Origin of the sequence: Burkholderia cepacia (assembly GCF_029962485.1) — a bacterium.
In the GTDB taxonomy this organism is placed as follows: Bacteria; Pseudomonadota; Gammaproteobacteria; order Burkholderiales; family Burkholderiaceae; genus Burkholderia.
This window is the reverse complement of the sequence record NZ_CP073637.1, coordinates 2,689,498-2,713,325: the sequence shown is the minus strand read 5'-3', so window position 1 is coordinate 2,713,325 and position 23,828 is coordinate 2,689,498. Positions and strand designations below refer to the sequence as shown.

Here is a 23,828-nt window from a genome sequence, read left to right as displayed (position 1 = left end):
AGGGGAAGCCGCATGAGCAGATTGATCGTGGTATCGAACCGTGTCGCCGCCGGCGAGGACACGCGCCCGAGCGCGGGCGGCCTGGCCGTCGGCGTGATGGATGCGCTGAAGGAAAGCGGCGGCGTCTGGTTCGGCTGGAACGGCGAGATCGGCGGTACGCCGGACGCCGAACCGACGATCCAGCGGGACGGCAACGTCACGTATGCGACGGTCGGGCTGACCCGGCGCGACTACGATCAGTACTACCGCGGTTTCTCGAACGCGACGCTGTGGCCGGTGTTCCATTACCGCGGCGATCTCGCGCGCTTCGATCGTCAGGAGTACGCCGGTTATCTGCGCGTGAACGCGATGCTTGCGAAGCAGCTTGCGGCGCTGCTGCGGCCCGACGACCTGATCTGGGTGCACGACTACCATCTGCTGCCGTTCGCGCATTACCTGCGCGAACTCGGCGTGAAGAACCCGATCGGCTTCTTCCTGCACATCCCGTTTCCGTCGCCCGACATGCTGCGCCTCGTGCCGCCGCACGAGGAACTCGTGAAGTTCATGTGCGCGTACGACATCGCGGGCTTTCAGACCGAGGCCGACAAGCAGGCATTCACCGACTACATCGAACGGCGCGGGATCGGCGCGGCAAGCGACGACGGAATGCTGCACGCGCACGGTCGCGTCGTGAAGGTCGCCGCCTATCCGATCGGCGTGCATCCCGACGCGATCGCACAGGCGGCCGTCCAGTACGGCACGCGCAAACCGGTGAAGATGCTGCGCGAGGCGCTCGACGGCCGCAAGCTCGTGATGAGCGTCGACCGTCTCGATTACTCGAAGGGGCTCGTCGAGCGCTTCCAGTCGTTCGAGCGGATGCTCGCGAACGCGCCGGGCTGGCAGGGGCGCGTGTCGCTGTTGCAGATCGCGCCGCCGACGCGTTCGGACGTGCAGACCTACCAGGACATTCGCGAAACGCTCGAAGGCGAAGCCGGCCGCATCAACGGCCGCTTCTCGCAACTCGACTGGACGCCGATCCAGTACCTGAACCGCAAGTACGAGCGCAACCTGCTGATGGCGTTCTTCCGGATGTCGCAGGTCGGCTACGTGACGCCGCTGCGCGACGGGATGAATCTCGTCGCGAAGGAGTACGTCGCGTCGCAGGATCCGGCCGATCCGGGCGTGCTCGTGCTGTCGGAGTTCGCCGGTGCGGCGGCCGAGCTGACCGGCGCGCTGCTCGTCAATCCCTATGACCTGTCGCAGATGGCCGAGGCGCTCGAACGTGCGCTGTCGATGCCGCTCGCGGAGCGGCAGGCGCGTCATGAGGAGAACCTCGCGCGGCTCCGTGAAAACGACCTGTCGGTCTGGCGCGACACGTTCGTCGCGGACTTGCGCAGTGTCGCGGCGGTAGCGTCGGTCACGCAACGTGCGGGCCGGCGGGTTGCGCATGCGTGAGTTCGCACCGGGCGCGGGCGCCGGGGACGAGGAGACGGACGACGCCGTCGGCCGCTTCTTCGTCGTGACGGGCGGCCCGGGTTCGGGCAAGAGCACCTTGCTCGATGCGCTCGAACGCGCCGGTTTCGCGCGTTCGCAGGAGGCCGGGCGCGGCGTGATCCGCGACCAGATGGCCATCGACGGCGTCGCGCTGCCGTGGCGCGACCCGGCCGCGTTCGCCGAGCTGATGCTGAGTTGGGAGATGCGTTCTTACCATCTCGCGCGACAGGCGCGCGGGCCCGTGTTCTTCGATCGCGGCGTGCCGGACGTGGTCGGCTACCTGCGGCTGACCGGGCTGGCGGTACCCGCGCACGCGGAAGCCGCGGCCCGCCGTTTCCGCTATCACCGGCGCGTGTTTATCGCCCCGCCGTGGCCCGAGATCTATGCGCAGGACACGGAGCGCCGGCAGGATTTCGCGGAAGCCGAGCGGACCTACGATGCGATGGTCGACTGCTACACGTCGTATGGATACCGGCTGATCGAGTTGCCGCGCGCGAGCGTGAAGGCGCGCGTGCGTTTCGTGATGGACGCGCTCGACGCCGCGTGACGCGCGTCGCGTGTACCGACACGCAGCGGTGTCAGGCCGCTGCATCCGGCCGTGGCGACGTGATGCGCAGCATGCTCACGACGGCCGCTACCGCCGCGAAGGCCGTGGCGACGTAGAGCGCGATCGTCGGCCCGCGATCCGGCGACAGCCCGAAAATCAACGCCACCAGTGCGGCGCCGAGTGTCTGGCCGGTCAGGCGCGCGGTGCTCAGCATGCCGCCCGCGCCGCCGCTGCGCTCGCGCGGCGCCGATGACAGCATCGCGCGGTTGTTTGGCGACTGGAACAGCCCGAAGCCCGCACCGCACAGCGCCATCCGCCACACGATGTCGACGGTGCCCGGATGCGCGCCGATCGTCGCGAGCGACAGCAGCCCGGCCGCGAACAGCGCAAGCCCGATCCCGCCGAGGATGCCGGCCGAATAGCGGTCCGACAGCACGCCCGCAAGCGGCGCGGCGAACACGATCACGAGCGGCCACGGCGTCATGTAGAGGCCCGTCTCGACCTGCGAGAAGCCGAGCGAGTTCTGCAGCCAGAACGGCAGCGCGACGAAGGCGAGCATCTGCGACGTGAACGATGCCATCGACGTGTAGATCGACAGCGCGAACATCGGGATGCGCATCAGGTCGACGGGCAAAAGCGGCGCCGGCTGCGACAGCTGGCGCTTCACGAAGAAGTAACCGACGACGAACGCCACCGCCAGTTCGGCCGCGACATACGCGTGGCCTTCGCCGTGCCCGAGCCCGTCGACGGCCGTGATCAGCAGGCCGAACACGCACGCGTTCATCAGCGCGCTCGGGAAATCGTACGGCGCGTCGTGCAGCGGGTTGGCCGGCAGCGCACGCAGGCTGCCGAGAACCGCGGCGATGCCGATCGGCACGTTGACCGCGAACAGCCAGGGCCACGATGCGAACGACAGGATCGCGGACGCGACCGTCGGCCCGATCGCCGACGACAGCGCCACGACCATCGCATTGATCGACAGCCCGCGCCCGAGCATCGACGACGGGTAGATCATCCGCACGAGTGCCGCGTTGACGCTCATGATGCCGGCCGCGCCGAACCCCTGGATCACGCGCATCACGGCCAGCATCGGCAGCGAGCCGGCGAGCGCGCAGCCGAGCGAGGCCGCGGTGAACAGCGCGAGCCCGGCGATGTAGATGCGGCGATAGCCGATGCGCTCGCCGAGCGACGCGAGCGGCAGCAGCGTGATCGTGACCGCGAGCTGGTAGGCGTTGACGATCCAGATCGATGCGGCGTCGGACGCGTGCAGGTCGCGTGCGATCGTCGGCAGCGCGACGTTCGCGATCGCGCCGTCGAGCACGGCGAGCGTGATGCCCAGTGCGACGCAGACGATCGCCCAGTAACGTTGCGGAAGCGGCAGGCCGGTATCGGCGTTCATGACGGGAGCGAGAGCAGGGTTGTCCGCGCGCCCGGTTGCCGGTTGCGTGCGCAACCATGCGGAAGGGTGGAGGCGGCGATGAACGGCCCGGCCGGCGCGGCTGCACCGGAACGGGGCCGGTCGAGTGTATCACCGGGCCGCGTGACGCGACGCCGGCACGCGCGGCTGCCGGCCGGCGCGGGCACTCAGCCTTCGAAGTCGAGACCGCCGAGCCGCACGAGCGGGTCGGCCTGCGTGCGCGACGCGAGATCGATGTCCCGCGCGCCCTGCCACGCCCCCAGCTTTTTCGGCAGCGCGGCCAGGTAGTGCTCGAAGCGCTGCGGGCCGTCCGGCTCCATCAACCGTTCGATCTCGTCGGTATCCCAGGTCAGCTCGAGGTTCAGCGGATGCTCGAAGCCGCTCACATGCTCGTGCGGCGCGCTGCGGATCTGCACGCGTGTCGGATGCCCGTGGCCGCCGTATGGCACGACGTCGGTCAGCACGTGCTCGGCGAAGAAGGCGGCGATTGCCTGCGCGATGCGCGGCGCGAATTCGGTATCGAAACGGCGGGCGGTTTCGGGCTGCATGAAGGCGTCTCCTGTATGCCGAAAATCGTAGCACGGCGGCGCGGCGTTCCGGTGGGTGCGATACCGGTAATCGCGCGTTACCACTTGCTGCATCTATTACGGCCGCGTGCCGCCACAATGCATCGCATCCAGTACCACTTCGCGTGGGAGTCCATCATGAAAAAGATTGCCGCAGTATGTGTCCTCGCCGGTTCGCTCGCCATCGCGGGGCCGGCGTCCGCGCATGGCCGCGACGGCGGCGCCGTCATCGGCGCCTTGATCGGCGGCGCGGTGCTGGGCGCGATCGTGACGTCCGCGATGAATCCGCCCGTCGCGTATCAGGCGCCCGTGTACCAGGCACCGGCCTATCAGCCGCCGACGTACTACCAGGCGCCGGCATACCAGCAGCCTGCGTATCCGACCTATCAGCAGGCGCAGTACCAGGACGAAGGCCCGAACTATTGCTACGACCGCTACCAGCGTGCGTATGTGTGCGGTGCGCCGGTGCAGGGTGGCTACGCACAGCCGGCCGGCTGGTAAGCCGAGGCACGTGACACCTGAACGGGCAGGGTGCCGGCAGCCCGATACTTGCCGACGTTCATATCGCAGGACCGGACGACAAAAGGCCCTCGCTTCATGCGAGGGCCTTTGCATTTGTGCGGCCATCCGTTGGCCTGCGTGACGCACGACCGGGTATTGGTGGGTCGTGCGCGGATACAAACGGTTGCAATTGCGCGTCAGTGGCGATGGCCGCCGCCGCCGTCACCGCGCCCGCCGCCATCGTTCCAGTCGCCGCGGCGCCCGCCGCGTCCCCAGCCGTTGCCGCGATTGCCGCGATCGCCGTCCCAACGGTGGTAGTCGCGCCGGCCGCGATCCCAGTCGCGCCCGCCGCCACCGCCCCAGATGTTGACCGTGCCGTACACGGGGGACGGCGCGTATGCGTAGCCGGGATCGGAATAGTAGGGCTGCCCGTAGCCGTATCCGGCGTCCGGGGCGACGACGCAGCCGGCCAGCAAGGTCGCGACGCCGGCGGCCGCAATGAGCTTCAGCATGATGTTCTCCGTTGGTTGCCGTATAAGTACCGCGCACGGGAGCCGGCGACTGTTTGCAATTGTGTCTGCAAATTACAGCTCCGTAAGGGCCTGATGTGAAAGTGTTAGCATCCGGGGCTCATTTGTTTTTCAGGAGCACATCGATGAAATTCGCGATCCGGGCCGCGCTGGCCGCTTTCTGCGTCACGACTGCCGCCGCGTGCGTGGCGAGCCCCGCATCGGCGCCCGCCGTGCCGGCGGAGTCGATCAAGATGTTTCCGCAGGCGGTGGCCGGCCAGCAGCGCGTCGTGATCGGGCTGCCCGCGCTCGAGAACGAAGGCGATGCGCGCGTCGAGCTGATGATCGGCAAGACGCTGCAGACCGATTGCAACCAGCAGTGGTTCGGCGGCGAGCTCACCGCCGAGGACGTGAAGGGCTGGGGCTATACGTACTACCAGCTCACCGACGTGAAGGGGCCGGCCTCGACGCTGATGGCGTGCCCGGGCCAGGCGCCGCAGCAACGCTTCGTGCAGGTGCGCGGCGACGGCCAGCTGCTGCGCTACAACAGCCGCCTGCCGCTCGTCGTCTATGTGCCGGACGGTTTCGAGGTGCGCTATCGCGTGTGGCATGCGTCGAAGGACGTGCAGCACGCGGCGAAGCAGTAACGATGCGCCGGCGCGGCCGCGCACGGCCGCGTCGTCATTCGGTTAGGCGCCGCGCGCGCCGACGAGCGCCGGCCATGCGGCCAGCGCGGCTTGGGCGATGGCCTCCAGATCGCGGCGGCTCGCACCGTCGCGCGCCTGGATCGACATGCCCTGCTGGACCGTCACGTAGTACCGCGCGATCGCATCGAGGTTCGCGTCCGCCGCGATCTCGCCGGTCACGACGCCTTGCCGGAGGCGCTTCCGCAGCGCCTCGACCGTGCCCTCGCGCATCGCGATCAGCGTTTGCCGGACCGTATCGGACCGTTCGGCCGGATGCAGCGCCGACAGCACGACCAGACAGCCGGCCGGCTTCGAGCGCCGCGTGAACACACGCGCCGTATCCATCAGATAGTTCTGCACGGCGTCGTGTGCAGTGTCCGCCCGTTCGACGCCTCCCCAGAGTTCCCGTCCCTCCGTTGCGCCGTAGTGCGCGAGCGCCTGCCGGAACAACGCTTCCTTGCTGCCGAACGCCGCATACAGGCTCGGCGACGCGATGCCCATCGCAGTCGTCAGGTCGGTCATCGACGCCCCTTCGTAGCCGAGGCGCCAGAACACCTCCATCGCGCGATCCAGCGCCGCTTCCTTGTCGAAGCTTCTCGGTCGGCCCCGTTCAGCCATTGCATCCGTCCTTCGTCTATTTCTGTATCGATCGATAAAATAAATCAATTGACTGTGGCGCGCAACTTGCCACATTCTGTGCCGGTCGTTACATAAATGAGGAAAGGAACCGACATGAACCGACTTCAGGGCAAGCGTGCACTCATCACGGGCGGCAGCCGCGGCATTGGCGCGGCAATCGCGAAACGGCTGGCGGCCGATGGCGCGGACGTTGCAATCACCTACGAAAAATCGGCCGAGCGGGCGCAGGCCGTCGTCGCGAGCATCGAGGCGCTGGGCCGCCGGGCCGTCGCCATCCAGGCCGACAGCGCCGATCCGGTTGCGGTGCGTGACGCGGTCGACCGTGCCGCGGAGGCATTCGGCGGGCTCGACATCCTCGTCAACAACGCGGGGATTTTCCGGGCCGGCACGCTCGACGACCTCACGCTCGACGATATCGACGCAACGCTGAACGTGAACGTGCGCGCGGTGATCGTCGCGTCGCAGGCGGCGGCGCGACATCTCGGGGAGGGCGGGCGGATCGTGTCGACCGGCAGCTGCCTCGCGACGCGCGTGCCCGATGCGGGGATGAGCCTCTACGCGGCGAGCAAGGCCGCGTTGATCGGCTGGACGCAGGGGCTCGCGCGCGATCTCGGCTCGCGCGGCATCACGGTGAATATCGTGCACCCGGGCTCGACGGATACCGACATGAATCCGGCCGATGGCGAACATGCCGGTGCGCAGCGATCGCGGATGGCGATTCCGCAGTACGGCAAGGCCGACGACGTCGCGGCGCTCGTGGCGTTCGTCGTCGGGCCGGAAGGGCGATCGATCAACGGCACCGGCCTGACGATCGACGGCGGTGCGAACGCGTAAGGTCCGACGCCCGGCGTGATTCGGCCGGGCGGCGTGGTGTTCGTTATCGGCAGCCGAGCTGCTGATGCTCGGCTTCCAGGTCGGCCCGTTTGTCATAGGCGCGCAGTTCGTTGCGCGGCTTGCCGTCCGGGCCGAAGCCGCGCACGACCTTGTGACCGCGGTCGGGGGCGTGCGTGACCGCGTCGATGCCTGCGGCCAGTTCGCGGCAGCGGGCGTCGGGCGATGTGCTTTCCAGATGCGGTGCTGCTGCGGCCGTGACGTTGGTGATGCCCGGGCTGACATAGCGCGGCTTGGCGGGCGCCGTGCCGGTATCGGTGGCGTTCGCCGTGCAGGTCAGGGCCGAAAGCGCGGCCAGCGCCGCGATGGTTCGAATCATGGTCGTGTACGGGTACGGGCGAAGGTTCGGGATTCTACGCAATGCGCAGTGCGTGTCCGTGGGGATCGGACAAAGTGCGATCGCATGTCGCATGTCACGACGATGAATCGCAGAGGATCGCCAACGGCTTGTGCGTACGGCGCACAGTGCGACACGGCGGACGAAGGCCTCATTTACAAAGACGCCACGTGTACTTAGGATGGCGCCATCTCGGGCTCGTCAGAAATCCTATGCGAACAGTCGATCGGGCGATGCTCGCCTTGCTTTGCCTTGGCCTTGCCGCGTGCGGTGGCGGCGACAACAATGCGGCGCAGACCGTTGCGGGCGCACCCGTTTCGCCGGCGTCGCCCGCCGAGCCTGCCAGCGCGGCGTCCGGCAGCTCGCCTTCATCGGCGAATCCCGCCAGCCCCGTGCCGGCGTCCAGTGCGGCCGGCACGACGTCCGGCACGGCATCCGGTGCGGCCGGCACGACGTCCGGCGCGGCGCGCTTACCCACGCAAGGTGCAAATTCCGTTCTCGTCGCCGACGTAACCGTCTATCCGGCCGCCGACGGTAGCGATCAGGCCGATGCACTGCAAAAGGCATTCGACAGCCTGAAGACCGGCCAGCGCCTCGTCATAGCGCCGGGGCGTTACGTCGTCGGGCATTCGCTCACGGTCAGCGTGCCGCAGGCGGTGATTTCCGGATACGGCGCGACGCTGGCCGCCACGAATCCCGCGGATCAGACGATCGTGATGAGCGGCACCGGTTCGACGCTCGTGGGCGTGACGCTGGTCGGTACCGGCACGACGCGGCTTGCGACGCCGGCGTCGACCAAGGTCGAGGTGACAGGCGCGGGCGTCCAGGTGCTGAAAGTGACGATCAACGGCGGCGCGAGTGCGGGGATTTTCGTGTTCGGTGGCAATGGCGTCGCGATCGTCGGCAATACCGTCCACGCGACACTGGCCGATGGCATCCACACGACCAACGGATCGATCAACGTGCTCGTGCAGAACAATACGGTGACGGCCACCGGCGACGACCTGATCGCCGTCGTCAGCTATCTCGGCGACGGCCACCTCAGCAGCAACGTGCTGATCGACCATAACGCGGTGTCCGGCAACCCGTGGGGGCGCGGCATTGCGGTGGTCGGCGGGCAGGCCGTGACGATCTCGAACAATACGGTCGACGGCGTGCAGAAGGCGGCCGGTATCCTGGTGGCGCAGGAGGACAGCTGGAACACGTATGGCGCATCGAACGTCATGATTACCGGCAACGTCGTGACCAACATCCAGAATTCGAACGTGAACAACGGACTGCAGCCGACGCAGCAGGCGGCGATCGAACTGGACACGTGGACGGGAACGGTGACGAACGTGGCGGTGACGGGCAACAGTGTGTCCGGCTCCGGTTATGCCGGTTTTCGGGCGTACGGGAATGTGTGTTCGTTCAGTGTGACGGGGAATACGTTCTCGTCGATCGCGGGTGCGCCGCTGTCGCTGCTGGCGAGCGGGTGTGCGGCGAGCCAGATTGTTGTCGATGCGAACCGGTTGGGCGATGGCAGTTTGATGGCGCTGCCGTCGGGGGCATCGGCGAAGGGGACGTTTACCGTGACGGGTGCGGATGCGAGTTTGATGCCGCAGGTACGGACGGGGTTGATGTGAGGGTGCGGACGGTCGTCGCCTGATAGCGTTGTGCGTGCGCGGTTCCGGCAGGACGAGTCTGGTGGTGGCGCGTAGCGGGGGAAGTGCGGGAAATGCTGGTCCCCCGACAGAATTCATATCTTCTTTCTGGATATGCCTTGCGGGCATGATGCTGTTATAGATACCAACAAAAATACCAACAGACATCTGAGCGTAGGCTTGCATGGACGGAGCGGGGTTCTAAGCAATTACCGCCGACACTGCCGGAAGCAAAAATGGTTGGAGATTTGGAGACACGGACACGACTCGGCCTGTCTGCCTTGTCTGGCAAGGGTTCGTATATCTCCAAGTATGTCTCCAAAACACTCAATATCTTGGAGACAAAGTTGGAGACAGTCCCGGGTGTCGAGCATGTTCGTTCCATGCACCGCGAACTGCCCGCTATCTGGAACAGTGCGCGCAAAGAACTTCCCGAGCCACCACCTCCCCGGCGCGGACGCATACCTGACGCGGTCGTGTACACTAAAAGTTCAAAACATACAGGCTTCGCTCGCTACGTGATAACTGGTTGGATGGCATGACGGCATAGCTTAAGGGCGACTGCTATCGTGGATATTAGGTGCTGATGTCCGAGCCTGAAGTGAAATTTCGTGACCATGTATGTTCGGGCGAGTGCAACCGATTGCAATTGAATGGAGTGAGGCGATGAGATTGCTCAAGGTTGTTGCTGATAATAAGTAAATTTAATATGAAATTTAAAAAAATAGCAGGGCTATTTGGGGCTTCGGGTGCGAGTGATTTTGCGTGGAGATTTGCGTATATATTGTCTGTTTCCATCGGGCTTGGTGTTGTTTTGTGTATTGGCCCTTCGTTGCAGACGTATTTGCTATCTCTTCTGAAGAGCCCTGAGGGCGGCATATATGCGTCTGCATATGGTGATAACCTCATAGTGTTTCCGACCATTAATTCTTGGGTGTTTAGTACTGGTCTGATCATATTTTCGATTCTGTCGTTGCCGATCGCTGTATTTTTGGTGAGGCGGAATAGGTTGCCGCGTGATATTTTCGTTGTGGCGGCAATATATTTTTTTGTAGCGCTAAGTGTTGCGGATGTCGTATTTAAGGTGATGTTCCCGGACCCAAATAATCCGGTTAATTTGTATGAATGTCTTATCTCTAATGCGATTGGCGGCCCGCTTGTTGCTGGGTGGCTCATTCTTGCACTTCGGTTTGGTAGTGAGGTTGTTGATTTTAGTAAGTCCAATGTCCTCATTTTGCGTGGGGTGGCAGTTGCGGTGCCGATCATTGCAGGTGGGTTGTTGAGTTGCGGTGCGTACTACATATGCTCACTATTTTTTAACCCGACGACGTCTAGGATTGAAGTTTCGGTTAATCCAGCAGTTACGGGTCTTTATGTGGCAAAGGATGAGCGTAAGGGTGCGGACAAGGGTAAATTGGATTCGACTGCGGTAAATTTTGGAGTTATGACCAAGCCGGAAAGATTTAGTGGGGATTTTTCTGCAATCAATCCGCAGAAGGCAATGACAATTGAATGGAAAAAACCGGATCGTCCGCAGCAGTTCCGTGCGGCCATGCATTTCTATACTGGCTGCGGAGACGTGCAGGCCGCAGACGGAGTAGGAAAGGAAGGGGGGGAGGCTTTTTCTTCGATTAATTCGCTGCAAATTTCCACCGACGATGGTCCGGCGCAGCTATCGGTGCATTCCAGTGGAAGTGATCTGGCCTCAATTAATATGGCGAATTCTAATGGCGATATGTTCTGGTTGGATCAGGATAGTAAAACCAAAGAGACGACCGTTGCCAGATTTACAACTTCGGACTCAGTGATTTTATATTCGTCGTCGAGTGATAGGTTGCGTATTCTAATTGTCGTGGACCTTGTTAAAACTGATGCGCTTCACAATCTTCATTTGACTTCTCGTAATGTTAAAATGAAGATTAATGATGTTGTGTATGGGCTCGCTGTGTCGATCGACAAGGCGCTTGATCTAAATGCAAAGCTTTCTTGCAAGGCGGTTCATCGTAATGTCCCTCTAGGTGCCGGCGAGAATGCATTGCCTGATATGGGCGCAACATTCGGCATTCTTGTCGAGATTGAACCGTCTTCGCCATCTGGGACGCTATACGCCGAGCGCAAGAATTTGATGTCGATTAAGAATTTTTCCGGTTGGGCGAGTATTTCTAAATTGAAGCCGGAGGTGGCGTCTCAGTTGAGTGATTCTGGTCATGTCGAAGCTATGACGTTTCGCGGTAATGTCGATTCGTTTAAGTTGAATGATTCAAAAATTGATGCGACTCCATTCGATAATTTCGTCTTGCAAGGGAAAAAGATTCATGGCTCCATTGAGCCTTCTGGCACCCTTCGTCTTGAAGGGGCGGTGGATGCGCTGTGGAGAAATCAAGTCAGATTGAATCCGACGCGCTGGGAGCGACTCGATACGTCAGTAAAGCTGCTTCTTTTGTCGGTCGCTATGACAGTGTTTAGCTCTTTATTTTATGTTGTGGCAAATACTCTTAAAAAGAACGTGCACTTGAGTGCGTTCTAGTTGATGTTGGTTGAAGCCAGCAGATCGCGAGACGTGACCCTGGGAGTGTCAGTCACCGGCCATGTCTCGCGTCCGCATGATTGTTTGGCGACTGGTGCGGTATGACTTCGCAAGACCCGCAACGGATGCGCCTTCGTTCAATAGTTGCCGAATCTCGGTTTTCTGTTCTTTCGTGAGTGAGGACGGCCGCCCCATCATTTTCCCTTCTGCTTTCGCTCGCGTCATGCCGGCATGAGTTCGCTCGATTAATAGGTCGCGCTCAAACTCCGCAACTGCGTTCAAGACCTGCATTGTCATCCGCCCCGCCGCGCTAGTCAGGTCAACGCCGCCGAGGGCGAGGCAATGAATTCGAATGCCGCGATGGGCCAAAGCTTCTACAGTCGCTCGGACATCCGTTGCGTTTCGGCCAAGCCGATCGAGCTTTGTCACTATCAGTACGTCACCTTCTTCCATTTTGACGAGCAATTCGGCGAAACCGGGGCGCTGATTGGCACAGACACTACCTGAGATGCACTCCGTAATGACCCGGCGCTTGTCGATTGAGAAGCCGGCAGCCTCAATTTCGCGGAGCTGATTTGTGGCCGTCTGGTCAATCGTGCTGACCCGGGCGTATGCAAAGGTTCGGGACACGTGGCGTATCTCTTGTGTTCAAAAAGGGTGTCCGAATAATAGCATATGTCCAAAAAGTGAAATGGCATACTTTCGGACATGGCCCGACAAGCATGTCCGAAACGGTTCGGTTTCGGACATGGGCGGCGGATCGGGGGGCGGTATTCGAAAGCAAATCGACCGCATGTGTATCGTTGAATTTCCGTTCCTGACGACTATCCTTGAGCCGTGGTCGCCAACGCCGCAACCAGACTTCACCACTCCGACGGCGTAACAGTCCCGTGGGTATCGCGTGAAGTCGGGGGGAGCCAATGCAAATGAAAAATAGACTTTTCCCGTGTGCTTTGTCGTTCCTGGCCGGCATCGCGTTAGGAGGCTTCATCCTCGCATCGTACCTTTCGGTTAAGGCATTGAAGTTGTCCGACCCGACGCAGTATTGGACGATGGTAGGTTCGCTCGGTACGTGCGTTGGTTCACTGATTGCTGTGTCTGGCCTCTTTGTTGCCGCGTTTAGCTTTCGCGCACAGGTCCGTCAAAACAGTACCGCGCTTGGTGTCGACGTTCTTCTCAAGCTCAGCGAACACTTCGACAGTCAGCGGATGCGGAAGGCGAGGGCTGCTGCAGCCGAGAATCTGAGGCAGGACCCGAATAAATCGCACCCGGCGATTGATGCGGTTATCGACTACTTCGAACAGCTTGGATTGTTGGTCCGTCGTGAGGTTGTGGATGCAGAGTTCGCGTGGCACGAATTTTACGAGTCATTCTTCCATTACTACCATCTCACGGTGAGATACCGAGCCGTCGTTGCTGCGACTGATAGCGCGATTTGGGCTGATGTTGAATACCTATACGTGCAGGTCACGAACATACAAGAGCGCGCAAATCGCGGTTCTGCTCTTGTGCCAACGCCGGCGGAGTTGCGAACATTCGTAGATTCCGAGGCTCGTTGCAATGAGTAAGGGCTCACGCCGACGATTCCCGACGGTTGCGACAACACACCTGAATGTCAGGTCAACGACATCAGAGAATTCGTCTTCATGGGCCGTTTCGAACTAGCGGCACCGACCAGCCCGCATCGCAGGTCATGAGAAAATGGGATCCGTCGAGCCTAGGGCGGCCACCTGAAAACCGGACACCTTCACCGGCTGGCTCGGCGTTCTTCGTGAAGGGCGCATGTGAAGGATGCGCAGGTGAATCAAATCTATAGTTCATGGGTGCCGGCTACGATCCGGCAGGAATGCGACTGCGTGTGTCGCCAGGGAACGCCGTATTCGGCACGAGAGCTTGAGGCGGCGAAGCGGTTAGCTACCGATCCCAGAATGCGCGATTTTTATAGCTCCTCGCGTCTCAGTTGGTCGCGAGGGCGAAATGCTCCCAGCGCATGGCGGCTATGGTTTCAGATTGCGCTGTCCGCAGTCGGTATTGACGAAACAGGGCAGCGCGAAGCTATCGAGCGACAAAGGCAAAACGTGTCGCGCCTCACGCAGGTACTTGGCGAAGCGAGCGCTCTGCTTAGCGAGATTGAACAGGAGCAGGAACACGCTCCTGTTTCAATGCCTCTTGAATTCACCGACATCCTGCATCTGATCGATGCGGCCGCTACGCGGGGAGACATCGTCGACCCGTACGACCGTGCGCTCTATGAGGAAAATGCGCGTCCGCGTCTCGATGACATATTCCGCTTTAACAGCAGCCCAGCGTGCTTCCTTCCTTCTGTATCGCACGTTATGGCTGCGCTTGAAAGCTTCGCGGCCGATCTGAATGGACAGATGGCCGATCGCAAGACTATTCCATGGACTGGAACTCTGAGCGCTGATTGGCTTACGTCGCAAAAGGAGGGAGGAGAGATTCGCACCTACTTGCGTACAGTCGATCGAAAAATGTGGGAGCTGAGATGGGATTATGTCGATGCACGTGGGGCCGAGTGCTGGCGACTTCCCGACACATTACTCGCGCTCCAGAGCAAAGTGGCTTTGGGTTTGCCCGATCTAGAGGGGTTCGTTGATCGAGTGCGGAAAGGCCGGATTAAGCCGGAAGATTTGTAGCCGGGATTGAGAAAATACCTTCCGTTCTTCAAGCCGTCGCAAAAAATTACGATAGCTCCCAATCTTTGCCAATGGTGGCCTAGATTTGCTTAGGGAGTAAAAATGCAGAGCAAGAATGCGTATGCGCTACAAACCCCGGACGGACTGCCACTTGACGGCTTCTCGCGCTGGGAAAGTCTGCGTCGCTTCATCCCGTTGTCTCGCGAAACTGTCCGCCAACGCGAGCTGGAGGGCCACTTTCCGCGCGCAAGTCGTCTGACGCAGCGTTGCACCGTCTGGCCGAATCGTGAGATCCATCGCTGGATGGCTGATCCGCTGAACTATCGTTCCGCTGACCCGGTCCGCCCAGCGACGGAGGGCGCGTAATGGCAATCAGTGTGACGAGGGCTGCACGCGTGTTGGTGCCGCCGACTGCCCGTACGTGTCGCATGTGGCTTGATGCATGCACGACATTTGATGACGCACGTGAGATGTGCGGCGATGTTGAATTGCTTGGCAAGGCTGCGCACCTGGAGCGCATGTCGGTGGCCCTCTGGGGACATGGCGACCGCTCATGCTGCGCCTCAGCTATTCAAGCAATGCACATTGCACGGCTACTCGTCGCTCAAGACAAGCCGCCAGCGACGCCTCGCGCGGTATTGGCGAGCGAACTGCAAGGGGCGGTTCTCGATGTTGGCGATGCACTGGACCGCGCCGGCCGCTCGTATTCCGATCCGGTGATGCAGCAGGTCGACGTTCTCACCGAGCTGCTTTGGTCGCGTGGTGATGACAAGCACGCACGCGCTGCCGTACGTCTGCAACGCATCGCGGTAACTCTGATTCAGAGTGGGGTAAGCGTATGACCGCGACGCTTTGCGAAAGTCACTTTGCTGCGATGAACGGCGCGGGATGTCGGCAGCGCCGCGCCGCTGTTTCTGTTCCGTCCCTTCCTCGATTTGCGCATCGCGGCGGTGCGCAGTATCCTGTGGATGTCGCTGAGACAACAGCGACCCGGGGTGACAGCCGGAAATTGCAAAAGGCGGACAACCGCCGCTGTGCGGTTTTTTTACGTCCGTACACCTTGCGCCTTCTATGGTCGGGCCTTGGTGGGGGTGCGTTCGCGCACGCCGGTTCCCTTTTGCGCCGGTCTGTCAACCCCGCCATGTGCCCGGCCACCCGTTTGACAGCGGGGGCCGGGTTCCGAACCCAGCAAAAGGAGGCCGCAGCCAATGCGCCAGTCCACGCACGCCCGTACCGGGCAGCAATCCCACCTCATTCAATCGATTGTCCGCGCAGCACTGCGCGACGCGGCAACCGCCAGCACGTATCAGGACGCGCTCGACGCAACCGGCGCGGCACTGGCCGCGATCGCCGCGCTCGTCCGTGCGGAGGTGCGTCATGGCTGAGCTGCGCTGCAAGATTGGCGATCTGGCGATCGTCACGAAATGCGACGCACGCGCTCGCATCGGCATGCTGGTTGAGGTGGCATCGGCTCGTCCGACGCCTGATCACGATTGGCGCGTGCGGATCTTGGGCGGCCCCGTCTCGGGGCGTAGTGTCTACGGTCGGCGGTCCGGCGATTTCACGCACGCAGCCGTCCACGACTGGAACCTCACGCCGATTCGCGGCGAAGCGGAGCTGGATTGCACGATGGACGTCGGGCAACTCCTCGCGTCGATTCTGGAGGTGGACCATGTCTAAATACCGCCCGCCGAACGAAGTCACGATGATCGCCATGTGTGCGGCCCATCAGTTCGCCCAACTCGAAGCCCTGTTCGATGCTGTCCGGTCGCATCTTGCGGAGGGCACCTACGAGCGAGCGCTCGTCGACATGGGGCAAAGCGTCGCGAGCCGGTATTCAGCCGAAATGCGCCGTACTGCGCAGCCGGAGGTGTGCCATGACTGACCAGCACATCCGAACCGCGGTTGTCGACGGATTCGACAACGCACCGCCGCTCGATACCGGCGCACCGATCGAGCTGCAATTCGCCGTCGACCTGGGCGCGATATGCGCCGACGCATGGCTCGACCTGAAAGGCGACGTGCGGCTGCACGACTACGCGGCGCATCAAGCCGCCGCATTCGCGCGCGGTATGGAATCTGCGATGCAGGACGCGGGCGACGTCGACGCGCACCGCGTGACGATCAGCCGCCAAGCGTTCGCGGCCGGCCTGATGGGGCGCGTGCAGCAACATCTGTTCGCGGCACTCGGCCTTGTCACGCGTGAACCGCGCACGACGCATTGAGGGGCGGCCATGGCAAAGACGAACAAGAATGCCGTGCAACCGCTCGCGACTCACTTCGTGGCCGAGGTGAACCGCACCGATCACGACCGCATCGGCACGCGGATCAGCGATGCGATGGAGCTGCTGGACAGCCTGCATTGGGCGGCCGACAAGGCCATGTCCGATGACGACTACTGGCTTGTGCTGAGCCTGTTCCGTGCGTCCCTGCCGTCGATCGGCGCGGCGCTGGAGGCGGCGAACGACGCACTCGGCGAGTCGCGGCTCGGCCGCTACGTCTACAGCAACGACGTCACGGCCGGCGGGGCCGTTCTGTCGGTGCCTCGCGCGGCCGGCTGACGCTGCACCGCTAGGCATCGCCGCATCATTCAATTCTTCGCGCGTCGGGTAGCTGCTTGCCCGATATGGACTACTAATCGGAAGCCGACCGACGCGCGTCCAGTGGGAACCTATGAGTAACGCACCCATGTCCGAATTTGAGCGGGCGAGAGTCGCGCTCGGCTATGTTCCGCCCGACGACCGCGACACGTGGAGTCAGGTGGGGATGGCGCTCAAGGCCGAGTTTGACGAGGAGGGCTTCGCCCTCTGGAACGAATGGAGCCAAGGCGCGCAGAACTACAACGGCAAGGACGCGCGCGATGTGTGGAAGTCGTTCAAGGGCGGCAAGATCACCATCAACACGCTGTTTCACCTCGCCAAGCTCGGCGGCTTCGATCCGCGCGCGCATCGGGCGAAGCCGGTCGATCCAGCGGAGCGCGAGCGACAGAAAGCCGAGCGCGCGGCCCGCGAAGCGGCCGAGCTGGCCGAACTGACCGAGAAACAGCAAGCCGCGTCGGCGCTCGCTGAATCGATCTGGTCGGCGGCCGAGCCCGCGCCGGCCGATCACCCGTATCTCGTTCGCAAGCGCATCCCGGTCGACGCGCTGCGCGTCTATCGCGGCGGCTTGTGCATCGGCACGGCCGCATGTGATGGCGCACTCGTCATTCCGGCGCGTGACGCGGACGGCAAGCTGTGGACGCTGGAATTCATCCTCACGGACGGCCAGAAACGGTATCTGCCGAACGGCCGCAAGGCGGGCTGCTTCTCGTTGATCGGCGGCCCGCTATCTTCCACGCCGTCCACGCTGCTGATTGGCGAGGGATACGCCACGTGCGCGACGCTCGCGGCCGCGACGAGCTATCCGGCCGCCGTCGCGTTCGACGCCGGCAACCTGCACGCGGTCGCGACGGCACTGCGCGGCCAGTATCCGGACGCCCGCATCGTCGTCTGCGCCGATGACGATCACACGACGAAGGGCAATCCGGGCGTGACGAAGGCACGCGCGGCGGCCGAGGCCATCGCCGGCATCGTCGCGGTGCCCGACTTCGGTCCGAACCGCCCGGCCGCCGGCACCGACTTCAACGACCTGGCTGCGCACGTCGGCCCGGATGCGGTGGCCGCCGCCGTGCGCGCTGCGCTCGCGCCGGCCGGCTCGGCGGATGCCGGCAAGGGCAAGGCTGCTCCAGCCGCCGCCAAGCCCGCCAAGCGCCCGAAAACGGCCCGCGCGCAGGATGGCAAGTCGCGGTTCGTCGTCGACGACAAGGGCGTGTGGTTTCACGGCTTCAACAATCAGGGCGATCCGCTGCCGCCGCATTGGGTCAGCACGCGTATCGACGTGATCGCGGAGACGCGGAATGAGATGAACAGCGAGTGGGGCTACCTGCTCGAATTCACGGACCGCGACGGCATCCTGAAACGATGGGCGGTGCCGGCCGGTTTGTTTGCCGGCGACGGTACGGAGCTGCGCCGCATGCTGCTTGATATGGGCGTGAAGCTCGGCGTGACGCAGATCGCCCGCACGCAGATCGCGAACTATGTGCAGATGGCGCAGCCGGACGAGCGCGTGCGCTGCGTGCCGCGCGTCGGCTGGCATCACGGTGCGTTCGTGCTGCCCGATCGCGTCATCGGGACGGGTAAAGAGGCATTGATCTATCAGGCCGATACGCCGATCCAGAGCCAGTTCAAGGAGCGCGGCACGCTGGACGATTGGCAACGCGAGGTTGCAGCCTACTGCGTCGGCAATAGCCGGCTGCTGTTCTGCGTTGCTACCGCCTTCGCTGGTCCGCTGCTGCACTTCTCCGGGCTTCAGTCGGGCGGCTTTCACTTGCTCGGCACGACGTCCAAGGGCAAGTCGACGGGCGGCGTCATCGCCGCGTCCGTGTTCGGCTCGCCGGACTACGTGCGGAGCTGGAAGGCGACCGACAACGCGCTCGAAGCCGTCGCCACGCAGCATAGCGACGCGCTGCTGATCCTCGATGAAATCGGACAGGTCGAGCCGCGCTTGGTTGGCGACGTGATCTACATGCTCGCGAACGAGTCGGGCAAGGCCCGCGCGTCGCGTAGCGGCTCGGCAAAGCCCGTTCTCACCTGGCGGCTGCTGTTCCTGTCGAACGGCGAAAAGAGCGTGTCCGCGTTGATGGCCGAGGGCAACAAGCCCATGAAAGGCGGTATCGAGGTGCGCTTGCCCGCGATCCCGGCCGAGGTGGGCGAAATGGGCGTGGTGGAGAAGCTGCACGGCTTCCCGACACCGGCCGCGCTGATCGAGCATCTAGAGCGACACGCCGGCATGCACTACGGCACGGCCGGCCCCGCGTTCATCGAGTGGGCGTCGTCGCAGGCTGGCGAGCTGGCCGAGCATCTGCGTGTGCGCGTCGACGAGCTGGTCGGCCAATGGGTGCCGGACGGCTCGCATTCGCAGGTCGCGCGTGTTGCTAAGCGGTTCTGCCTCGTTGCAGTGGCCGGCGAGCTGGCGACGGCGCACGGGCTGACCGGCTGGCCCCAGGGCGAAGCGGTCGAGGCAGCACGTCGTTGCTTCGAAGGCTGGCTCGAACTGCGCGGCGGCACGGGCAATTCGGACGAGGCGGAAGCCGTGCGGCAGGTACAGCATTTCCTCGCGGCACACGGCGACAACCGTTTCGTGTGGATGAACCGGGCGCAGGACGACCATCGGCCGAACGTGCCGCATCGAGCGGGCTTCAAGCAGCACGTGAAGCGCGACGAGCGGCGCACGCCCATCGCATCCGATCGCGAGTATTACGCCGAGTTCGGCGGCAAGATGAGCGCCGACGATGCCGAAAGCGTCGAGACGGAATACCTGATTGAAGCGGCCGTGTTTCGTAAGGACGTGTGCGCCGGGTTCGATCACAAGATCGTCGCCAAGGCACTGATGAAGCGGGGCGTGCTGATGCCGCGTAGCGACGGCTATCCGTATCGGCAGGAGTACATCCCCGGTCATGGGAAATTCATGGTCTATCGCGTGTTGCCGTCCATCTTCACACTCGAACTGTGAAAAGCACCGCCGCCGTCCGGGAGGACGGTGGCGGGCATTCCTTTGCGCGGCATTTTGGCCCGTGCGCCAAAGTTACTTTGAGCGATACGCTCCAGACGGAACCGGGCCGGCGATCGCGGCGAATCTTGCCGTAGCCGTAACAATCCGGGCTGGTTTATCTCCAGTATCTCCAGCGTTCTCCAAATCGTTTGGAGACACGCGAAGCCTTACCCCATAAGGCTTGGCGGCTGATTCAGACGTTTATCTCCAAATCTCCAACTCATTTTGCACTGACCGGACAGGCGTCGACCGTCTGCTTCTACCGCGAAGCTAGACGGGGCACGGCTCTCCGGGATATGACGCGCATCAGAGACGTATTTTCGAGGGGGGTGTCGGCGATGCGCCCCGATCGGGCATTGTTGCGCCGACTGCAAGTGTCCGGGCGGCCGGAAAGCGGGGGACCCTGCGTCTAGGGCAAAGACGCGGGGGCTCACACCCGCGTGTTTTTCCTACTCCCGGCGCGCCTAAGGGGGGGCATATTCATACCGACTTGCAGGGGACCGACAGTGCCGCGGCAATTCTGAAAAATCGGTGGGGGGCGCGCGGCAAGGGGGGACATATGTATGGGGCTGGACTTGACCATACAGACATCGCCAGATCGTCTGACTCAGTTCGGCCAAAGCCAGCCATTCGCGTATTCAGGCGGAGTGTCCGTGTGAATCGCATCGCTGACTGTCGCTTCTGCGCCATGATTAGGTACGGGTTCCCTGCATGCAAATCCGAATGCCTACGCGCGTCGTCGCTCGACTGAACGAAATACGAACGACGGACCTCGCTCCGCGACAACGCCGACTTGATGGATCGTTGTGAAGTTTCCTCGGTGTGTCTTGGTTCCAACGAGGTACGACGGGGCGTATACCTCGGCCGGTAAGAGTAACCAGCCAGTCATCGCCGCGTCGGGCACCTCAATGGGCGAGCTCGGCCGCCGAATCAACGTTGGATGACGTTCAACCCCGAAGAACTGGCTGACGGCAGCGATCTGTCCACCTCCAGCGGCGTACAGCGAGTTGAGGTGGACATTCGCCCCGACCGTCTGGTTCGTTGCCGAGGCTTGACGAATGGTGTCGATCAATGCTCCTTGTAGCGCTTGTAGATACTCCGTGTTGCGCTCTGGGGCGGCCATCGATGGATCGGAGTGGATTTGAGCCCATCGATCTCCGAAAAAGCTCTCGACATCGCTGGTACAACCGCTTCCAATCATGCTCACCATTGTGTTGCGACCTATCCATGGGCGACGCTTGAATCCATTCACGTGAACGTCGTTCGAGCGAGCGCCACGACGCAGTTCGAACAGATCGGGTTTACCGTCTGGAGCATTGACCGCCCAGCCCGCCATCGCAATCGCGATGCCGTGTTCTTCGAAAACAGAGTCCTCCAGTTCGACGAGGCGTCGTCGCAGAAGATCGACAACAGCGGTCATGGAGTACCGAAGGGACCTGCCGGAAGTAAGAGAGATCGCGCTTGGATCCGGATCCGAATTGTCGAACATTTGGTCGACGCTTTCGTCGAGGGCGGCGGCAATCCACTCGTCGGTGGTGCGTGCTCCAATATGTGCTCGGCCCGAATAACTCAGCGTAACCAGTCCGTCCACTGCCTCGTACAAAATGCTCTTGTTCGACACAGGATCAAACGATTCGTATCTTCCTGCTCGGCTCTTCGTGGTCAGCAATCGGTCCCCTGCCTGTAGAACGACGCGGGGTGTCGCAATCGTAATTATCAACGTCATTCTTTTCGTACGCTCCTATTAGAGGCTATCCAAACGGTGGCTTCGATGTGCGCGTCGGACGTTCATCAAAACGCCGCGACTGACTGCGTTGGATCGATCACGGTCCTTGATGAAGTGACGGGCAAGCGATCTCGGACCTGATCTGACGCTGACTCATACGCGTGGCGGCACGGACCTATCTGGTCGCCGCGATTGGGATTATCTCTGCTCCGGCTTTGAGTTTGTCGAGGTGATCTGCCCACACCTGCATCATGCGTCTGCGTTCCGGCAGATACTCGGCATGGACGTAAGCGGCAGTCACTTGGTTGCGTTCGGCGTGTGCCATCTGGCGCTCTACAACGTCCCGCCCGAAGCCGAGTTCACGCAGAGCTGTCGCCGCCAGCCCGCGAAACCCGTGCCCCGTCATTCGCGACTTGTAACCCATGCGATAGAGAGCATAGAGCATGGTGTTGTTCGAAATGTGGCTCCGGCCTTGCACGCTGTAGAACACGAATCGATGCTGGCCGTTGAGGGCGCGGAGCTGGGCGAGCACGTCGAGCGCCTGTCGCGATAGAGGCACGATGTGCGGGTCGCGCATCTTCATGCGCTCTGGAGGCACGCGCCATTCTGCGGCGGCTTCGTCAAACTCCGACCATTCCGCACGGATCATTTCCGTTGTCCGCACGAAGGTCAGCGCCATCAGGCGGAGCGCGAGCCGGGTAACTAGGTCCCCTTGGTAGGCGTCAATGTCGCGCATGAGCTGCGGAATCTCCGTCGCCTTGACGCGTGCCATGTGCTGTACACCCGGACCTTTCTTCAAGACCGTCTGCGCGTCGATGTCGGCCGCCGGATTCCTGGAGCATCGCCCGGTCATGATTCCGTACTGGAAGACCGCGCGCGAGCGTTGGAGGATTCGCTTCGCCGTCTCGCGCACCCCGCGCGCCTCGACCTCGCGAACGATGCTGAGCATCTGCGGCGAGTCGATCTCCGCGATCGGGCGAGCACCGATCTTCGGGAACACGTCGACCTCAAGCGAATTCAGCACCTTCTCTGCGTAGCCTTCGCTCCAGCCCGGGCGTTGGGAGTCAAACCACTCGCGGGCTACCGCTTCGAATGAGTTGGCCGCCGCGATCTCGGCGGCCCGTCTTGCGTCCTTCTTCGCCTCGCCCGGATCGATGCCGGCCGCGATCTGCTCGCGGGCCTCGTCGCGCTTCTTCCGTGCCGTCGCAAGCGTCACGGCCGGATAGACGCCGAGGGCGAGCGTTTTCTGCTTGCCAAGGAATCGGTACGACAAGCGCCAGTACTTCGCGCCGTTCGGTTGGACGAGCAAGAACATCCCGTTGCCGTCCGTCAGTTTGTATGGTGCCGCGCTGGCCTTCGCGTTCCGCACCTGTATGTCAGTGAGAGGCATTGTTGGTATCTGTGTTGTTGGTATCTGCTGATACCAACAAAAATACCAACACTTTCTCCGGCTGTCACTGAGCAACCTTGGGTAACGATGGGAGCTAGAAGGCCGCCAGACGGGCGTGAGCGGGGAGTTCCTTGTGAATCTTGGGGGAGGTTTGGGGCTTGGCTGGTCCCCCCGACAGGAATCGAACCTGTATCTAGCGCTTAGGAGGCGCTTGTTCTATCCATTGAACTACGGGGAGAGCCATGTCCGGGCAATCGCGCGAAAAACGCGAACCGGACGGCGGTGTGGACAGCGCGCAGAGTATAGCAAACGCGCGGCGCGTCGGCGGGGCGGAATGCACGCTGACCGACGCGCGTATCGCGGGATCAGCCGCGACGGGAACGAAAAATCAGAAATCGACGACGACGAAATCTTCCTTGCCCACGTCGCACAGCGGGCAGCGCCAGTCGGCGGGAATGTCGGCGAAACGGGTGCCGGCCGCGATGCCCTCGTCGGGCAGCCCTTCCGCTTCGTTGTAGACCCACCCGCAAATCAGGCAGACCCAGCTCTGGTATTCGATTACTTCGCTCATGTGGCGCTCGGGAAAATGGAAACTCGGTGATGCCGCCCACGGCCTGGCCGGCGGACGAAAGGCGCAATGGTACCGGAATTTCGTCGAACGCCTCCGCAACGTCGTTTTAAACGTACGCATCGCGAACAACCGGTGTCATCGCGTGGGGCGGGCATGCAGTGT

The 23,828-nt window shown here is 62.5% G+C and carries 26 protein-coding genes and 1 tRNA gene; 17 read left to right on the top strand and 10 right to left on the bottom strand.

All coding sequences use genetic code 11. The features are described 5' to 3' along the window. Positions 1 to 12: 12 nt before the first annotated feature. A complete protein-coding gene (gene otsA / locus KEC55_RS12655; RefSeq protein WP_282505729.1) occupies positions 13 to 1,434 on the top strand; it encodes an alpha,alpha-trehalose-phosphate synthase (UDP-forming) in 1,422 nt (473 codons plus the stop codon). Next, positions 1,427 to 2,020, top strand: a complete 594-nt coding sequence (locus KEC55_RS12650; RefSeq protein ID WP_282505728.1) for an AAA family ATPase — start codon at positions 1,427 to 1,429, stop codon at positions 2,018 to 2,020. Before otsA ends, KEC55_RS12650 begins: the two co-directional genes overlap by 8 nt. 31 nt (positions 2,021 to 2,051) lie before the next feature. On the opposite strand, the gene KEC55_RS12645 is transcribed toward KEC55_RS12650, so the two are convergent. Further along, positions 2,052 to 3,419 (bottom strand): MFS transporter, encoded by a 1,368-nt coding sequence (locus tag KEC55_RS12645; RefSeq protein ID WP_282505727.1) that lies wholly within the window; start codon positions 3,417 to 3,419, stop codon positions 2,052 to 2,054. Between the two features lie 185 nt (positions 3,420 to 3,604). Further along, complete coding sequence (locus tag KEC55_RS12640) at positions 3,605 to 3,985, bottom strand: DUF5594 family protein (RefSeq protein ID WP_282505726.1); 381 nt, start codon at positions 3,983 to 3,985, stop codon at positions 3,605 to 3,607. A gap of 117 nt (positions 3,986 to 4,102) precedes the next feature. On the opposite strand from KEC55_RS12640, the gene KEC55_RS12635 reads away from it, so the two are divergent. Beyond that, complete coding sequence (locus KEC55_RS12635) at positions 4,103 to 4,504, top strand: hypothetical protein (RefSeq protein ID WP_282505725.1); 402 nt, start codon at positions 4,103 to 4,105, stop codon at positions 4,502 to 4,504. A gap of 197 nt (positions 4,505 to 4,701) precedes the next feature. On the opposite strand, the gene KEC55_RS12630 is transcribed toward KEC55_RS12635, so the two are convergent. Further along, complete coding sequence (locus KEC55_RS12630; RefSeq protein WP_034190701.1) at positions 4,702 to 5,016, bottom strand: hypothetical protein; 315 nt, start codon at positions 5,014 to 5,016, stop codon at positions 4,702 to 4,704. Positions 5,017 to 5,159: 143 nt separating this feature from the next. Between KEC55_RS12630 and eco the strand changes: the two genes are divergently transcribed. Further along, the gene (gene eco / locus KEC55_RS12625) at positions 5,160 to 5,660 is read left to right on the top strand and encodes a serine protease inhibitor ecotin (protein WP_282505724.1); all 501 of its coding nucleotides are present in this window, start codon (positions 5,160 to 5,162) and stop codon (positions 5,658 to 5,660) included. Positions 5,661 to 5,702: 42 nt separating this feature from the next. Here eco and KEC55_RS12620 read toward each other — a convergent pair whose 3' ends face one another. Then, positions 5,703 to 6,317, bottom strand: coding sequence for a TetR/AcrR family transcriptional regulator (locus KEC55_RS12620; RefSeq protein ID WP_282505723.1), 615 nt, complete (start codon positions 6,315 to 6,317; stop codon positions 5,703 to 5,705). Between the two features lie 114 nt (positions 6,318 to 6,431). Here KEC55_RS12620 and KEC55_RS12615 point away from each other — a divergent pair, with 114 nt between their 5' ends. Next, positions 6,432 to 7,172, top strand: coding sequence for an SDR family NAD(P)-dependent oxidoreductase (locus tag KEC55_RS12615; protein ID WP_282505722.1), 741 nt, complete (start codon positions 6,432 to 6,434; stop codon positions 7,170 to 7,172). A gap of 43 nt (positions 7,173 to 7,215) precedes the next feature. Here the strand turns inward: KEC55_RS12615 and KEC55_RS12610 are convergent, their stop codons facing one another. Next, positions 7,216 to 7,548 carry a hypothetical protein gene (locus KEC55_RS12610; protein ID WP_282505721.1) on the bottom strand — a complete coding sequence of 111 codons (333 nt, stop codon included), beginning with the start codon at positions 7,546 to 7,548 and terminating at the stop codon, positions 7,216 to 7,218. Between the two features lie 251 nt (positions 7,549 to 7,799). Here KEC55_RS12610 and KEC55_RS12605 point away from each other — a divergent pair, with 251 nt between their 5' ends. Continuing rightward, positions 7,800 to 9,191, top strand: a complete 1,392-nt coding sequence (locus KEC55_RS12605) for a right-handed parallel beta-helix repeat-containing protein (RefSeq protein ID WP_282505720.1) — start codon at positions 7,800 to 7,802, stop codon at positions 9,189 to 9,191. Between the two features lie 727 nt (positions 9,192 to 9,918). After that, a complete protein-coding gene (locus tag KEC55_RS12600; protein WP_282505719.1) occupies positions 9,919 to 11,736 on the top strand; it encodes a hypothetical protein in 1,818 nt (605 codons plus the stop codon). Between the two features lie 48 nt (positions 11,737 to 11,784). Here KEC55_RS12600 and KEC55_RS12595 read toward each other — a convergent pair whose 3' ends face one another. Further along, the gene (locus tag KEC55_RS12595; protein ID WP_282505718.1) at positions 11,785 to 12,366 is read right to left on the bottom strand and encodes a recombinase family protein; all 582 of its coding nucleotides are present in this window, start codon (positions 12,364 to 12,366) and stop codon (positions 11,785 to 11,787) included. Between the two features lie 296 nt (positions 12,367 to 12,662). Between KEC55_RS12595 and KEC55_RS12590 the strand changes: the two genes are divergently transcribed. The 10 genes from KEC55_RS12590 to KEC55_RS12545 all read left to right on the top strand — a co-directional run bounded on the left by KEC55_RS12590 (position 12,663) and on the right by KEC55_RS12545 (position 19,940). Then, complete coding sequence (locus tag KEC55_RS12590; protein ID WP_157776336.1) at positions 12,663 to 13,304, top strand: DUF4760 domain-containing protein; 642 nt, start codon at positions 12,663 to 12,665, stop codon at positions 13,302 to 13,304. Between the two features lie 231 nt (positions 13,305 to 13,535). After that, the gene (locus tag KEC55_RS12585; RefSeq protein WP_282505717.1) at positions 13,536 to 14,390 is read left to right on the top strand and encodes a hypothetical protein; all 855 of its coding nucleotides are present in this window, start codon (positions 13,536 to 13,538) and stop codon (positions 14,388 to 14,390) included. Between the two features lie 102 nt (positions 14,391 to 14,492). Continuing rightward, on the top strand, positions 14,493 to 14,756 hold the full coding sequence (locus KEC55_RS12580) for a helix-turn-helix transcriptional regulator (RefSeq protein WP_282505716.1): 264 nt from the start codon (positions 14,493 to 14,495) through the stop codon (positions 14,754 to 14,756). Between the two features lie 62 nt (positions 14,757 to 14,818). Next, positions 14,819 to 15,232, top strand: coding sequence for a hypothetical protein (locus KEC55_RS12575; protein WP_282505715.1), 414 nt, complete (start codon positions 14,819 to 14,821; stop codon positions 15,230 to 15,232). A gap of 366 nt (positions 15,233 to 15,598) precedes the next feature. Further along, entirely contained in the window at positions 15,599 to 15,775 is a 177-nt protein-coding gene (locus KEC55_RS12570; protein WP_017432173.1) for a hypothetical protein, read from the top strand. After that, complete coding sequence (locus KEC55_RS12565; protein WP_186271848.1) at positions 15,768 to 16,070, top strand: hypothetical protein; 303 nt, start codon at positions 15,768 to 15,770, stop codon at positions 16,068 to 16,070. The genes KEC55_RS12570 and KEC55_RS12565 overlap by 8 nt, the downstream gene beginning before the upstream one ends. Then, positions 16,063 to 16,275, top strand: coding sequence for a hypothetical protein (locus tag KEC55_RS12560; RefSeq protein ID WP_282505714.1), 213 nt, complete (start codon positions 16,063 to 16,065; stop codon positions 16,273 to 16,275). Before KEC55_RS12565 ends, KEC55_RS12560 begins: the two co-directional genes overlap by 8 nt. Continuing rightward, on the top strand, positions 16,268 to 16,615 hold the full coding sequence (locus KEC55_RS12555) for a hypothetical protein (protein WP_282505713.1): 348 nt from the start codon (positions 16,268 to 16,270) through the stop codon (positions 16,613 to 16,615). Before KEC55_RS12560 ends, KEC55_RS12555 begins: the two co-directional genes overlap by 8 nt. Positions 16,616 to 16,624: 9 nt before the next feature. Next, positions 16,625 to 16,951: a hypothetical protein gene (locus tag KEC55_RS12550; protein ID WP_282505712.1), complete on the top strand. Its 327-nt coding sequence runs from the start codon at positions 16,625 to 16,627 to the stop codon at positions 16,949 to 16,951. 127 nt (positions 16,952 to 17,078) lie between these two features. Further along, entirely contained in the window at positions 17,079 to 19,940 is a 2,862-nt protein-coding gene (locus KEC55_RS12545; RefSeq protein ID WP_282505711.1) for a DUF927 domain-containing protein, read from the top strand. 766 nt (positions 19,941 to 20,706) lie between these two features. On the opposite strand, the gene KEC55_RS12540 is transcribed toward KEC55_RS12545, so the two are convergent. The 4 genes from KEC55_RS12540 to KEC55_RS12525 all read right to left on the bottom strand — a co-directional run bounded on the left by KEC55_RS12540 (position 20,707) and on the right by KEC55_RS12525 (position 23,666). Beyond that, the gene (locus tag KEC55_RS12540; protein WP_282505710.1) at positions 20,707 to 21,648 is read right to left on the bottom strand and encodes a hypothetical protein; all 942 of its coding nucleotides are present in this window, start codon (positions 21,646 to 21,648) and stop codon (positions 20,707 to 20,709) included. 232 nt (positions 21,649 to 21,880) lie between these two features. Further along, positions 21,881 to 23,095, bottom strand: coding sequence for a tyrosine-type recombinase/integrase (locus tag KEC55_RS12535; protein WP_282505709.1), 1,215 nt, complete (start codon positions 23,093 to 23,095; stop codon positions 21,881 to 21,883). 163 nt (positions 23,096 to 23,258) lie between these two features. Beyond that, positions 23,259 to 23,333 (bottom strand) — tRNA-Arg (locus tag KEC55_RS12530). A 150-nt stretch (positions 23,334 to 23,483) separates the two neighbouring features. After that, on the bottom strand, positions 23,484 to 23,666 hold the full coding sequence (locus KEC55_RS12525; protein WP_176050462.1) for a rubredoxin: 183 nt from the start codon (positions 23,664 to 23,666) through the stop codon (positions 23,484 to 23,486). Between the last annotated feature and the right edge of the window lie 162 nt (positions 23,667 to 23,828).